The 12807-nt window shown below is 55.8% G+C and carries 13 protein-coding genes; 6 read left to right on the forward strand and 7 right to left on the reverse strand.

Going from position 1 to position 12807, the window contains the following annotated elements; genetic code table 11:
- Positions 1-47: 47 nt before the first annotated feature.
- The 4 genes from pstC to phoU are packed head-to-tail and all read left to right on the forward strand — an operon-like array spanning position 48 to position 3456.
- Entirely contained in the window at positions 48-1007 is a 960-nt protein-coding gene (gene pstC, locus ACWWFX_RS17750) for a phosphate ABC transporter permease PstC (RefSeq protein WP_015966603.1), read from the forward strand.
- Positions 1007-1897: a phosphate ABC transporter permease PstA gene (gene pstA, locus ACWWFX_RS17755; RefSeq protein WP_473224397.1), complete on the forward strand. Its 891-nt coding sequence runs from the start codon at positions 1007-1009 to the stop codon at positions 1895-1897. The genes pstC and pstA overlap by 1 nt, the downstream gene beginning before the upstream one ends.
- 46 nt (positions 1898-1943) lie before the next feature.
- Complete coding sequence (pstB, locus tag ACWWFX_RS17760) at positions 1944-2717, forward strand: phosphate ABC transporter ATP-binding protein PstB (RefSeq protein WP_276222790.1); 774 nt, start codon at positions 1944-1946, stop codon at positions 2715-2717.
- A 13-nt stretch (positions 2718-2730) separates the two neighbouring features.
- Entirely contained in the window at positions 2731-3456 is a 726-nt protein-coding gene (gene phoU / locus ACWWFX_RS17765; RefSeq protein ID WP_015966606.1) for a phosphate signaling complex protein PhoU, read from the forward strand.
- 91 nt (positions 3457-3547) lie between these two features.
- Here phoU and yieH read toward each other — a convergent pair whose 3' ends face one another.
- A complete protein-coding gene (gene yieH, locus ACWWFX_RS17770; RefSeq protein ID WP_473224398.1) occupies positions 3548-4213 on the reverse strand; it encodes a 6-phosphogluconate phosphatase in 666 nt (221 codons plus the stop codon).
- 168 nt (positions 4214-4381) lie between these two features.
- On the opposite strand from yieH, the gene adeP reads away from it, so the two are divergent.
- Positions 4382-5719, forward strand: coding sequence for an adenine permease AdeP (gene adeP, locus ACWWFX_RS17775; RefSeq protein WP_473224432.1), 1338 nt, complete (start codon positions 4382-4384; stop codon positions 5717-5719).
- A 92-nt stretch (positions 5720-5811) separates the two neighbouring features.
- Here the strand turns inward: adeP and ACWWFX_RS17780 are convergent, their stop codons facing one another.
- The 4 genes from ACWWFX_RS17780 to ACWWFX_RS17795 all read right to left on the reverse strand — a co-directional run bounded on the left by ACWWFX_RS17780 (position 5812) and on the right by ACWWFX_RS17795 (position 9449).
- Positions 5812-6378, reverse strand: coding sequence for an NADPH-dependent FMN reductase (locus ACWWFX_RS17780; protein ID WP_276222796.1), 567 nt, complete (start codon positions 6376-6378; stop codon positions 5812-5814).
- 38 nt (positions 6379-6416) lie between these two features.
- Positions 6417-7166 carry a 4'-phosphopantetheinyl transferase family protein gene (locus tag ACWWFX_RS17785; RefSeq protein WP_276222798.1) on the reverse strand — a complete coding sequence of 250 codons (750 nt, stop codon included), beginning with the start codon at positions 7164-7166 and terminating at the stop codon, positions 6417-6419.
- A 170-nt stretch (positions 7167-7336) separates the two neighbouring features.
- Complete coding sequence (gene yidZ / locus ACWWFX_RS17790; protein ID WP_276222800.1) at positions 7337-8296, reverse strand: HTH-type transcriptional regulator YidZ; 960 nt, start codon at positions 8294-8296, stop codon at positions 7337-7339.
- The gene (locus ACWWFX_RS17795; RefSeq protein WP_473224433.1) at positions 8265-9449 is read right to left on the reverse strand and encodes an MdtL family multidrug efflux MFS transporter; all 1185 of its coding nucleotides are present in this window, start codon (positions 9447-9449) and stop codon (positions 8265-8267) included. Before ACWWFX_RS17795 ends, yidZ begins: the two co-directional genes overlap by 32 nt.
- A 99-nt stretch (positions 9450-9548) precedes the next feature.
- Between ACWWFX_RS17795 and ACWWFX_RS17800 the strand changes: the two genes are divergently transcribed.
- The gene (locus ACWWFX_RS17800; protein ID WP_276222803.1) at positions 9549-9683 is read left to right on the forward strand and encodes a hypothetical protein; all 135 of its coding nucleotides are present in this window, start codon (positions 9549-9551) and stop codon (positions 9681-9683) included.
- 10 nt (positions 9684-9693) lie between these two features.
- Here ACWWFX_RS17800 and mnmE read toward each other — a convergent pair whose 3' ends face one another.
- Both mnmE and yidC read right to left on the reverse strand, forming a co-directional pair.
- Complete coding sequence (gene mnmE / locus ACWWFX_RS17805; RefSeq protein WP_456146771.1) at positions 9694-11058, reverse strand: tRNA uridine-5-carboxymethylaminomethyl(34) synthesis GTPase MnmE; 1365 nt, start codon at positions 11056-11058, stop codon at positions 9694-9696.
- A gap of 104 nt (positions 11059-11162) precedes the next feature.
- Complete coding sequence (gene yidC / locus ACWWFX_RS17810) at positions 11163-12806, reverse strand: membrane protein insertase YidC (RefSeq protein WP_276222807.1); 1644 nt, start codon at positions 12804-12806, stop codon at positions 11163-11165.
- Position 12807: the final 1 nt, after the last annotated feature.

The raw sequence follows: 12807 nt of genomic DNA on the forward strand, positions 1-12807 counted from the left end.
CGCCATCGGGCAACTTCGTAAAACGCGTTTAACGGAAAGAGTGATTTATGGCTGCAACCAAGCCTGCTTTTAACCCACCGGGTAAAAAGGGTGACATGATCTTCAGCGCGCTGGTAAAACTGGCTGCGCTGATTGTGCTATTGATGTTGGGCGGCATTATCGTGTCCCTGATCATCTCCTCCTGGCCGAGCATCGAAAAATTCGGCTTCTCATTCCTGTGGACCAAAGAGTGGGATGCGCCGAACGATATTTACGGTGCGCTGGTTCCCATCTACGGCACCCTCGTCACCTCGATTATCGCGCTGCTGATCGCCGTTCCGGTGAGTTTCGGCATCGCGCTGTTCCTGACGGAACTGGCTCCCAACTGGCTGCGTCGCCCGTTGGGTATCGCCATTGAACTGCTGGCGGCTATCCCGAGTATCGTTTACGGCATGTGGGGCCTGTTTATCTTTGCCCCGCTGTTTGCGACCTATTTCCAGGAGCCGGTTGGCAACGTTCTCTCCAACATCCCGTTTGTTGGCGCGCTGTTCTCCGGCCCAGCCTTTGGTATCGGGATTCTGGCGGCTGGCGTGATCCTCGCCATCATGATTATCCCGTACATCGCGGCGGTCATGCGCGATGTGTTCGAACAAACGCCGGTAATGATGAAAGAGTCGGCCTACGGTATCGGCTGCACTACCTGGGAAGTTATCTGGCGCATCGTCCTTCCGTTCACCAAAAATGGCGTGATTGGCGGTGTGATGCTGGGCCTCGGTCGTGCGCTGGGGGAAACCATGGCGGTGACCTTTATCATCGGTAACACCTACCAGCTCGACAGCGCCTCGCTGTACATGCCGGGTAACAGTATTACCTCGGCGCTGGCGAATGAATTTGCGGAAGCGGAGTCCGGCCTGCATGTCGCGGCACTGATGGAACTGGGGCTGATCCTGTTTGTGATTACCTTTATCGTGCTGGCAGCGTCTAAATTCATGGTGATGCGCCTGGCGAAAAACGAGGGGGCGCGTTAATGGCTACGCTCGAAATGCAAAACACAACCGCGCTGGCGGAATCCCGCCGCAAAATGCAGGCGCGTCGTCGCCTGAAAAACCGTATCGCACTGACGCTTTCGATGGCGACGATGGCATTCGGCCTGTTCTGGCTGGTGTGGATCCTGATGTCCACCGTAACCCGTGGTATCGATGGGATGTCGCTGGCGCTGTTCACTGAAATGACGCCGCCGCCGAATACAGCAGGTGGTGGTCTGGCGAATGCCCTGGCAGGCAGTGGTTTGCTGATCCTGTGGGCGACGGTATTTGGTACGCCGCTCGGCATTATGGCGGGGATCTACCTGGCGGAATATGGCCGTAAATCCTGGCTGGCGGAAGTGATTCGTTTTATTAACGACATCCTGCTTTCCGCACCGTCGATTGTCGTGGGGCTGTTCGTCTATACCATCGTGGTGGCGCAGATGCAGCACTTCTCCGGCTGGGCCGGGGTGATTGCGCTGGCGCTGTTGCAGGTGCCAATCGTTATTCGTACCACCGAAAACATGCTGAAACTGGTACCCGATAGCCTGCGAGAAGCGGCTTATGCGCTGGGTACGCCGAAGTGGAAGATGATCTCCGCTATCACGCTGAAGGCGTCTGTTTCGGGGATCATGACCGGTATCCTGCTGGCGATTGCCCGTATTGCGGGCGAAACCGCACCGCTGCTGTTTACCGCACTCTCGAACCAGTTCTGGAGTACGGACATGATGCAGCCGATCGCCAACCTTCCGGTCACCATATTTAAATTTGCGATGAGCCCGTTTGCCGAGTGGCAGCAACTGGCCTGGGCCGGGGTACTGATTATTACCCTGTGCGTACTGCTACTGAATATTCTGGCGCGCGTTGTTTTCGCGAAGCAGAAACACGGTTAATTTTTGCGGCGTGGCGGATGCCGCGTCGGATGAGGAAAAGAGTGAAATGAGTATGGTCAATACAACCCCGGGTAAAATTCAGGTTCGTGATTTGAACTTCTACTACGGTAAATTCCATGCCCTGAAGAACATCAACCTGGATATCGCCAAAAACCAGGTGACGGCGTTTATCGGGCCGTCCGGCTGCGGTAAATCCACGCTGTTGCGTACCTTCAACAAAATGTTCGCGCTCTATCCGGATCAGCGTGCGGAAGGGGAAATTCTGCTCGATGGCGACAACATCCTGACCAACACCCAGGATATCGCCCTGCTGCGTGCGAAAGTGGGCATGGTGTTTCAGAAACCGACGCCGTTCCCGATGTCGATTTATGACAACATCGCCTTTGGCGTGCGCCTGTTTGAAAAGCTCTCGCGCACTGATATGGACGAACGCGTGCAGTGGGCGTTGACCAAGGCCGCATTATGGAACGAAACCAAAGATAAACTGCATCAGAGCGGGTACTCTCTCTCCGGTGGTCAGCAACAGCGTCTGTGCATCGCGCGCGGTATCGCTATTCGCCCGGAAGTGCTGTTGCTTGATGAACCGTGCTCCGCGCTTGACCCTATCTCCACCGGGCGTATCGAAGAACTGATCACCGAACTGAAGCAGGATTACACCGTGGTAATTGTTACGCACAACATGCAGCAGGCTGCGCGTTGCTCGGATCACACGGCGTTTATGTACCTGGGCGAGCTGATTGAGTTCAGCGACACGGATGCACTGTTCACCCGCCCGGCGAAGAAACAAACTGAAGATTACATTACTGGCCGCTACGGTTGATTTGGAGTTAACCATGGACAACCTCAATCTTAATAAACACATTTCCGGCCAGTTCAACGCCGAGCTGGAAAGCATCCGCACCCAGGTGATGACCATGGGCGGCATGGTCGAGCAGCAGCTCTCCGACGCGATTACCGCGATGCACAACCAGGACAGCGATCTGGCCAAACGCGTGGTGGAAGGCGACAAACAGGTCAACATGATGGAAGTCGCCATCGACGAAGCGTGCGTGCGCATTATCGCCAAACGCCAGCCGACGGCGAGCGACCTGCGCCTGGTGATGGCTATTATCAAAACCATCGCCGAGCTGGAACGTATTGGCGACGTTGCCGATAAAATTTGCCGCACGGCGCTGGAGAAGTTTTCTTCGCAGCACCAGCCGCTGCTGGTGAGTCTGGAATCGCTGGGCCGCCACACGGTGCAGATGCTGCATGACGTGCTGGACGCGTTTGCGCGTATGGATCTCGACGAAGCGGTGCGTATCTACCGCGAAGATAAGAAAGTCGATCAGGAATATGAAGGCATCGTGCGTCAACTGATGACGTATATGATGGAAGATCCGCGCACTATCCCGAGCGTGTTAACGGCGCTGTTCTGCGCGCGCTCTATCGAGCGTATCGGTGACCGCTGCCAGAATATCTGCGAATACATCTTCTACTTCGTGAAAGGACAGGATTTCCGTCACGTGGGCGGCGATGAGCTGGATAAGCTGCTGGCGGGAAAAGATCCGAAAGAGTAATCGGCTGCGGTAAAATGCCCGGTGGCGCTGCGCTTACCGGGCCAACCCAACGTATGTAGGCCGGATAAGCGTTAACGCCATCCGGCTTTGTTTAGCGTGTAATATCCCACCCGCGCGCTTTCCACAGCGCAGGCAATTGCGCCAAATCGGTAAACGTCGTCACCTTCGGATGAGCAATCGGCTTGTTATGCGGGTCGGCGCAGAAGTAGAACACCTCCATTCCCGCATCAATTCCCGACTGCGCGCCAGCGGAAGAGTCATCCACCAGAATGCAGTTCTCAACGTTGACGTTCATCGCCTTCGCCGCGTGGAACATCAGCGCCGGGTCCGGCTTCCAGCGCTGGATGTCGTAGCCGCTGAACAGTTTTTCCGGGAAATGGTGCAACATCTGAAGCTTGCCCAATGAGTGCTGCATTTTGCTGACCGGGCCGTTAGAGACCACGCACATTGGCACTTTCATGGCATTCAGCAGCGTATCTGCCCCGGCGATGATCTCAAGTTCCGAGTCGAACAGGCGTGCGACCTCAGCGCGATAAACCGGTTCCAGATCTGCGCGGGCGAGATTTACCCCGTGCTCTGCGTTAATGATGTCGATGATCTCGTAGAGTTTCACGCCTTTAAAGCGTTTAAAGATCTCTTCCAGATCAAGCGTAATGCCAAATTCTTTGAACATATGGACATACGCGCGAGAACAAATCACTTCGCTGTCGACCAGCGTGCCGTCACAGTCGAAAAATACTGCTTCAATCCCGGACATATCATTCCCTTAATAACAAGTTTAACGTTTTCGTACTGCTGAATTGAGAGACGCAATCGTTGCCGTATAAGCAAAACAGATGAAAAAAAGTATCTCGCAACCGCGCCTATTGTCGCATTTTGGTATAGGATAGCGACGAATTTTCCTTCCTTTCTGCGGAAATAGATGATGAGCCAACAACAAACTACCCAGGCTTCCGGTCAGGGTATGCTGGAACGCGTGTTCAAACTGCGCGAACACGGCACAACGGCACGTACTGAAGTGATTGCCGGTTTCACCACTTTCCTGACGATGGTCTACATCGTTTTTGTAAACCCACAAATTCTTGGCGTGGCGGGCATGGACACCAGCGCGGTGTTTGTCACCACCTGCCTGATTGCTGCGCTGGGCAGCATCCTGATGGGCGTTTTCGCGAACCTGCCGGTGGCACTGGCGCCCGCGATGGGCCTGAACGCCTTCTTCGCCTTTGTCGTGGTACAGGCGATGGGCCTGCCGTGGCAGGTTGGCATGGGCGCAATCTTCTGGGGCGCAATCGGCCTGCTGTTGCTGACTATCTTCCGCGTGCGTTACTGGATGATTGCCAATATCCCGGTAAGTCTGCGCGTGGGCATCACCAGCGGTATTGGCCTGTTCATCGGTATGATGGGCCTGAAAAACGCGGGTGTCATCGTGGCGAACTCCGAAACGCTGGTGGCGATTGGTAACCTGACCTCTCACAGCGTCCTGCTGGGTGTGCTGGGCTTCTTCATTATCGCCATTCTGGCCTCGCGTAACATTCATGCTGCCGTACTGGTCTCCATCGTGGTTACCACGCTGCTGGGCTGGATGCTGGGCGACGTGCATTACAACGGTATCGTTTCTGCGCCACCAAGCGTCATGACGGTTGTGGGTCATGTTGACCTGGCTGGGTCATTCAACCTGGGCCTGGCGGGCGTGATTTTCTCCTTCATGCTGGTGAACCTGTTCGACTCCTCCGGTACGCTGATTGGCGTGACCGATAAAGCAGGCCTGACCGACGAAAAAGGCAAATTCCCGCGCATGAAACAAGCGCTGTATGTGGATAGCGTCTCGTCCGTCGCCGGTTCCTTTATTGGCACCTCGTCCGTAACCGCGTACATCGAATCCTCTTCCGGTGTGTCCGTCGGTGGCCGTACCGGCCTGACAGCGGTCGTTGTGGGTCTGTTATTCCTGCTGGTTATCTTCCTGTCTCCGCTGGCCGGAATGGTTCCGGGCTATGCGGCTGCGGGTGCGCTGATTTACGTTGGCGTGCTGATGACCTCAAGCCTCGCGCGCGTGAAATGGGAAGACCTGACCGAATCCGTACCGGCGTTCATTACCGCCGTGATGATGCCGTTTAGCTTCTCGATTACTGAAGGTATTGCGCTGGGTTTCATCTCTTACTGCGTGATGAAAATCGGTACCGGCCGTTTCCGCGACCTCAGCCCGTGCGTGATTATCGTTGCGATGCTGTTTGTGCTGAAGATTGTGTTTATTGACGGGCATTAATGCCCTCACCCTAACCCTCTCCCACAGGGAGAGGGGATGGTATGGTGTTCTCCCTCTCCCTGTGGGAGAGGGCCGGGGTGAGGGGAAATTTTTTACGCCTTAACCCGCGAAATATACTCGCCAAACGCGGTCAACTGACCGGTCAGATGATCCAGCGTACCCTGCTCAATGACTTCTCCCAACTGCGGGTCAACCTTGTTCTGAATCACGCCGCCCATAAATTCCGGCTTGTTCATCACCATTGCATCGAGGAAGACCAGAATCTGACGCAGGTGATACTGGCAGCGTGCGCCGCCAATCGCGCCCATAGAGCTGGTCTGAATCAGCACCGGCTTACCGGCCAGCGGCTGTTCCGGCAGGCGTGACAGCCAGTCGATGGCGTTTTTCAGGCCACCCGGCACCGAGTAGTTATATTCCGGCGTCACAATCACCACGCCATCTGCCTGACGAATCTGCTCCGCCAGCGCTAATACGCTTTGCGGAAAACCGTCTTCCTGCTGAACGTCGGCGTCATACAGCGGGATATCGCCAATCGACGGCAGCGGAGCAACGTCCATACCCGCAGGCGCAATTTTCGGCAGGGTGCGCGCAACCATACCGTTAAATGAACCTTTGCGCAGGCTTCCCAGTAACGTAACAACTTTCAACGCTTCGGACATGATTACTCCTGTTTATCTACTGGCCAACGACGGCCAGGCTAATTGAGTATAAGAGCCTTATCAGCCGACAGGCTGGTGAATCGCATCAGACGGGCATCTTCTGCATTCGCGCGCGTTTGTGCGTCGGGCAGGCTCTGCCAGCCGTGCTTACCGTCATATTGCCAGATTTTGAGCTTCTCGATGGCGGGCGTCGCGGCGAGCGACCAGACCAGCACATCCTCCGCATCGCTCAGCGCTTCCAGCTGCGCCAGGCTTGCCGAACGTAAGCGCCCAGAACCGGGTAACAGCTGAAGCAGTTCGGGCTTATCTTTATGGATTTCACCGGTGAGTTTCAGAATGCTGTGGCGCAGGGTCAGCAACTGAACCTGTGCTTCATTTGCGTCATTTTGATTTTTAATCCACAGCTTCTCATTGCCGGTGAAGCAGTCACTTTCCGGATTCTGGGCACGGGAAAGCGAGTAGGCAGAACGCTGTAGTTCAATATCGAGCCCGCATTTTCCTTCGGTGGTCAGGGCGACACCGACAATGTTTCCGGCGTAGGCCAACGAAAAATCGGGAAGGTTGGGGTCACGAAAAACCGGCCTGCCATCAGGCTGATTGATGATTTCTGGTAGTTCGCTGATGCCGTAGAGCATGAACACCAGTTCGGCGAGCAGGGCGCGTGACGCCAGAAATCGTGTTCGTCGATGTGATGGTAATTCGCGGGCCGCATTATGACAGGCTGTTGATAGCCTGACCGAGAGCATATGCCCGTCGTTCAGTATCCCTCTTGCAAAATGTATCGCCATTTTTCGCTCCGTGATTAATGGTCCGTTAATAAATTTCACCCTTATATTATCGGTGAAACGTATACGTTTTAATGCGGAAGCGCAGACTTTGAAAGGGGCAGGACAGGACTTTTACAATTCCTTAGCCGTAACAGTTAAAGATCTCGCAAAAATGACATAAATAAGCAGGATCATTTAATGTTCCGGTATAACGATTTGATGGTCTCCTTGAGCCAGACGATTTTGGGATTGTGGCTATTACGCTTGTGCCAGAGAAGCGTAAAAGGCACCATCAGCTTCTCACGTTGACTCTCATCAAAGGGCAGCGGGCGGGCAACCAACGGTAGATGATGCTGCTGATTGTAGTGCTGACAGTAGAGCGGCGCGGTAGCGATCAGCGAATGATCCGGTTGGGCGGCCATAAACAGCGATTGCTCAAACCCCGCCAGGCTCAGGGCGATAGTGCGTTCGCGTCCCAGCTCCTGTAACACGTTGTCCAGCGCCCAGGTGTCACTCTGTTCCCAGCAGATGCTGATATGCGGATAACGCAGGAAGGTCTCCAGATTCCACTCTTCGCGCAGCGCCGGATGATCCTCGCGCAGCCAGACCCAGGGAAGATCGGTAAACAGCACCTCGAAGTCGATCGACAGCGGCAGGGCGCTAAGCAGTTCTCGTGAGCGCGGGTGGGTTTCGCGACCGGTAAATCCAATATCGACCTCGCCACGCGTGATGGCATCCAGCGAGTCGTAATCCCAGTTACGCACTTTTATCGACGCCTGCGGGTAACGCTGATAAATCTGCTGCGACAGCGTATTAAATTTCAGCATCATCAGCGGCGATTCGGCTGCCAGCTCGAATTTCAGCCCTCCCGGCGTCTCGTTGTGCGGCTTATCGAGGATTTGCTTACCCATCTGCATCCAGTCCGCCAGGTCCTGCTCAATGCTCACCATTAGCGGCGTCGGCGTCAGCCCTAGTGGCGTATTGATAAACAGCGGATCATCAAACCAGGCGCGCAGCTTGGCCAAAGACTTACTGACCGCCGACGGCGTCACGCTCATCCGCTTCGCCGCTTTGGTCACGCTACGCTCCTGCGCCAGCAGTTGCAGGCATAACAGCAGGTTAAGATCGAGGCTGGTGATGGATTTCTTCATGGCGATGCGCGGTCCTGTTGGGCGTGACGGCGATAATCAGCAATAGACTCAGTATGCTACAGGCAATCAGAATCCCGATCAGCATATTCAGCGCATTGAGGCCGAGCACCGCCGCCAGCCAAATCCACAGTGATGAACCGCAGACCTGAGCAATTCCCAGTACCGAACTGGCGACGCCCGCACGCAGGGCGAACGGGCCGAGTGCCTGGCTCATCGCCACGCCAAAGCCGACCGAGAACCCTGCGCAAATCAGCGTAATGCCAAACAGCGTAACAGCATGGGTTGGCGCAAGGATGAGCACCACGCCCGCCGCCAGAAACAGGCACTGCGAGGCCATCATCAGCGTGCGCGGCTTGAAGATGCTCAGTGCAAACGGCGTTGAGAACGAGACTGCCATGCTTACACCCGCCGTTAACGCCATGGTGGTGGCATACTCGCCGCGCGCAAAGCCCATCATCTCCATCAACAGCACCGGTGACGTATTCACAAAGGTGAGGATCACCGAGACGCTAAGCGTGGTGATGGCCAGGCGGCTGAGGAAGAATCGGTCGAGCAGCGATTCGGGTGAGGGAGCAGAGTGGGCGGTGGCATTGTGTTGTTTATCGGGCCGCGTCTCTTTCAGCACCAGCAGTGAGAGCAGGAATACCACTACGCCCATGGTTAACATGGTCCAGAACAGGCTCTGCCAGGGATAGCTGAGCATAATCAGATGTCCCATCACGGGTGCCAGTACGGGCACAATACAGGTGATACCGTTCAGCAGCGACAGTACTTTTGCCCGTCGCTGGTCATCCAGCGTATCGCGCAGAATCGCAAAGGCGACGACGTAACAGTTCCCGGCACCGAATCCCTGCACGAAACGCCCCAGCAGAAACAGCGAGCTCTCCTGCGCCAGTGCGCATAGCGCGGAGGCCAGCACAAACACCACCGCGCCAAACAGCGCGACAGGCCGACGCCCTGAGCGATCGGCGACGCGTCCGGCAAACAGCATCGCGGTCGCCATTCCGGCCAGATAAACCGAGAAGGCAATATGCAGCTGCGCCTCGCTGGCGTTGAGATCGGCGGCAATACGCGGTAAACCCACCAGATACATATCGATACCAGCGGGATAAAGCAAAACAAGGGCGAAACTACACAGGAGATATCCGGCCATAGCGTCCTCACAATAAGCGTGGCGCTCAGGATACGGGGAGGGCGGATGGCTGGCGAGTTGCCATTTGGACAAGTGTGATTTCCTGTGGGGAAAACTCACATGGCAGGCAGTGGTGTTAAACGCCCGGTGGCGCTACGCTTACCGGGCCTACAGGGGTTGTGGCCGAAAACACGGCACGGCCCCGTAGGCCGGATAAGGCGCAGCCGCCATCCGGCGATGGGCGCGAAAGTCTGACAAAAAGACCTTACTTCCCGATACAAAAACTCGAGAAAATCCGCCCCAGCAAATCATCGGAGGTGAATTCCCCGGTTATCTCGCTCAGGGCCTGCTGTGCGAGGCGCAGTTCTTCAGCCAGCAGTTCACCCGCCCAGGCACCCAACAGCTGCGCCTTGCCCTGCTGAAGGTGCTCTGCGGCCTGTTCCAGCGCCTGCAAGTGGCGACGACGCGCCAGGAAGCCGCCTTCCATATTGGTTTCAAAGCCCATACTCTGTTTGAGATGGTTGCGCAGCACTTCCACACCATCGCCGGTACGCGCGGAAAGACGAACCAGTGAGTGACCATTCACCTCGCTTAGTCCCTGCGGCTCGCCGGTAATATCCGCTTTGTTACGCACCACGGTTATTGGCAGATTTTCCGGCAGACGGGCGATAAAATCCGGCCAGATTGTTGCCGGATCAACGGCGTCGGTGGTGGTGCCATCCACCATAAACAGCACGCGGTCGGCTTGTTCGATTTCCTGCCAGGCACGCTCGATACCGATGCGTTCCACTTCATCACTGGCTTCACGCAGGCCCGCCGTATCGATGATGTGCAGCGGCATGCCGTCGATATGAATATGTTCGCGCAGTACATCGCGCGTGGTGCCTGCGATATCGGTGACGATAGCGGCTTCACGCCCTGCCAGCGCATTCAGCAGGCTCGATTTCCCGGCATTAGGGCGTCCGGCAATCACCACTTTCATCCCTTCACGCAGCAGGCTGCCCTGACGCGCTTCGGCACGCACGGCGTCGAGATCGGTCATCACATTGTTGAGCTGCGCTTCGATTTTACCGTCGGAGAGAAAATCAATTTCTTCATCCGGGAAGTCGATGGCAGCTTCCACGTAGATGCGCAGGTGAGTGAGTGCTTCCACTAAGTGATTTACGCGAGCGGAAAACGCACCCTGCAACGAGTTCAGCGCGGAACGCGCCGCCTGTTCGGAGCTGGCGTCAATCAGATCGGCAATCGCTTCTGCCTGCGCTAAATCAAGCTTGTCGTTAAGGAATGCACGCTCGGAGAACTCGCCCGGTTTCGCGATACGCACGCCCGGGATCGTCAGAATACGTTTGAGCAGCAGGTCCAGAATCACCGGGCCGCCGTGTCCCTGAAGTTCCAGCACGTCTTCGCCGGTAAAGGAGTTTGGGCCAGGGAACCACAGGGCGATGCCCTGATCCAGCGCGGTACCATCGACATCTTTGAATGGCAGATAGTCGGCGTAGCGAGGTTTTGGCAGTTTGCCCAGTACGGCTTCGGCCACCTCACGCGCCTTCAGGCCAGAGATGCGCAGAATGCCCACACCACCGCGTCCCGGTGGGGTAGCCTGGGCGATGATCGTGTCGTTTTGGCTCATGATATGTCTCGTCCAATACAAATAAAAAAAGGCGGTCATGAGACCGCCCTATCATTATTGTTCCGATTGCCGGGTGGCGCTACGCTTACCCGGCCAACACCGAATCAGGAGCTTTTCTTCTCGCGGCTATGCAAGCCACGTTTCTCCAGACCACGGTAAATCAGCTGCTGCTGAATAATGGTCACCAGGTTGCTGACGATATAGTACAGCACCAGACCTGACGGGAACCACAGGAAGAACACGGTAAAGATGACCGGCATAAAGGTCATGATCTTCTGCTGCATCGGGTCGGTTACGGTGGTCGGCGACATCTTCTGAATGAAGAACATCGTTACGCCCATCAGAATCGGCAGGATGTAGTACGGGTCCTGTGCAGACAAGTCGTGGATCCAGAGCGCGAACGGCGCATGGCGCAGTTCAACAGAACCCATCAGCATGTAGTACAGCGCAAGGAAGATAGGCATCTGGATAACCAGCGGGAAACAACCGCCCAGCGGGTTAACCTTCTCTGCTTTGTACAGGGCCATCATTTCCTGGCTCTGACGCTGTTTGTCATCGCCCAGACGCTCACGCATCGCCGCGATCTTCGGCTGCAGCATACGCATCTTCGCCATGGAGGTGTACTGCGCTTTAGTCAGCGGGTACATGATGCCACGAACGATGAAGGTGATAACGATGATGGAGAAGCCCCAGTTACCCAGGAAGCTGTGGATCCATTTCAGCAGTTTGAACAGCGGCTGAGAGATGAACCACAACCAACCGTAATCAACGGTCAGATCCAGGTGCGGCGCAACGGCTGCCATTTTATCCTGAATTTCCGGGCCAACCCACAGGGTGCTGCCAAGCGTACCGGTTTGACCCGGTTGAACCAGCACTGGCTGAGATTTGTAGCCGATTGCTGCAACGCCGTTACCGAGGTTAGCGGTATAGAAGTTGTTGGAGCCATCGTTACGCGGAACCCATGCCGTCGCGAAATACTGTTGCAGCATCGCCACCCAACCGCCTTTGGAGCTGACGTTCAGGTTTTCGTTATCTGCAATGGTATCGAATTTGTATTTTTCATACTTCGCGTCAGGCGTGGAGTATGCAGCGCCGCGGAAGGTGTGCAGCGCAAAGTTGCTGCTGCCCGTATCGCGGTGAGTCGGCAGATTGATGGACTGCTTAAGCTGACCAAAGGTGGACAACTCTAACGGTTTCTCGCTGCTGTTCTGCACGCTATAGCCCACGTTCACCGCATACTCGCCCTTTTTCAGGGTGAAGGTTTTGGTGAAGGTGTTGCCCGCTTTATCGGTATAGGTCATCGGGATAACCAGTTCGTTCTGACCATTGGCCATCACGAAAGTATCGCTGGTGACGTTATACAGCGGACGATCGCCATTTGCCGGGTTATCCGGGCCATCACGACCGGTCAGGCCGCTTTGTGCCTGATAGATAAACTGCGGCGTCGTTTCCAGTAACTGGAACGGCTCAGAAGATTTGAGTTCTTTCGGGTAAGCCAACAGGAGTGCCTGCTCAACATCACCACCACGGGTGTTGATGGTCAGCTCGAGCACATCGGTTTTCACCGTAATCAGTTTCCCCTGGCCACTGGCCGGTACGCCCTGGTCGGCGGCGCTACCCGCTGCGGTGGTCGTAGTCTGCGTGGTCTGCTGCTGAGGTTGAGGATTGTTATCCTGTTCCCAAGCCTGCCAGATCATGAAAGACACGAACAACAAAGCGATGATGAGAAGATTGCGTTGCGAATCCATC

It is taken from the genome of Pseudocitrobacter sp. 2023LY-00077, assembly GCF_055796175.1.

What these genes read in the sequence shown, in the direction of transcription:
- pstC (WP_015966603.1), top strand. Translation starts at nt 48, where the DNA reads ATGGCTGCAACCAAGCCTGCTTTTAACCCACCGGGTAAAAAGGGTGAC.
- pstA (WP_473224397.1), top strand. Translation starts at nt 1,007, where the DNA reads ATGGCTACGCTCGAAATGCAAAACACAACCGCGCTGGCGGAATCCCGC.
- pstB (WP_276222790.1), top strand. Translation starts at nt 1,944, where the DNA reads ATGAGTATGGTCAATACAACCCCGGGTAAAATTCAGGTTCGTGATTTG.
- phoU (WP_015966606.1), top strand. Translation starts at nt 2,731, where the DNA reads ATGGACAACCTCAATCTTAATAAACACATTTCCGGCCAGTTCAACGCC.
- yieH (WP_473224398.1), bottom strand. Translation starts at nt 4,213, where the DNA reads ATGTCCGGGATTGAAGCAGTATTTTTCGACTGTGACGGCACGCTGGTC.
- adeP (WP_473224432.1), top strand. Translation starts at nt 4,382, where the DNA reads ATGAGCCAACAACAAACTACCCAGGCTTCCGGTCAGGGTATGCTGGAA.
- ACWWFX_RS17780 (WP_276222796.1), bottom strand. Translation starts at nt 6,378, where the DNA reads ATGTCCGAAGCGTTGAAAGTTGTTACGTTACTGGGAAGCCTGCGCAAA.
- ACWWFX_RS17785 (WP_276222798.1), bottom strand. Translation starts at nt 7,166, where the DNA reads ATGGCGATACATTTTGCAAGAGGGATACTGAACGACGGGCATATGCTC.
- yidZ (WP_276222800.1), bottom strand. Translation starts at nt 8,296, where the DNA reads ATGAAGAAATCCATCACCAGCCTCGATCTTAACCTGCTGTTATGCCTG.
- ACWWFX_RS17795 (WP_473224433.1), bottom strand. Translation starts at nt 9,449, where the DNA reads ATGGCCGGATATCTCCTGTGTAGTTTCGCCCTTGTTTTGCTTTATCCC.
- ACWWFX_RS17800 (WP_276222803.1), top strand. Translation starts at nt 9,549, where the DNA reads ATGGCAGGCAGTGGTGTTAAACGCCCGGTGGCGCTACGCTTACCGGGC.
- mnmE (WP_456146771.1), bottom strand. Translation starts at nt 11,058, where the DNA reads ATGAGCCAAAACGACACGATCATCGCCCAGGCTACCCCACCGGGACGC.
- yidC (WP_276222807.1), bottom strand. Translation starts at nt 12,806, where the DNA reads ATGGATTCGCAACGCAATCTTCTCATCATCGCTTTGTTGTTCGTGTCT.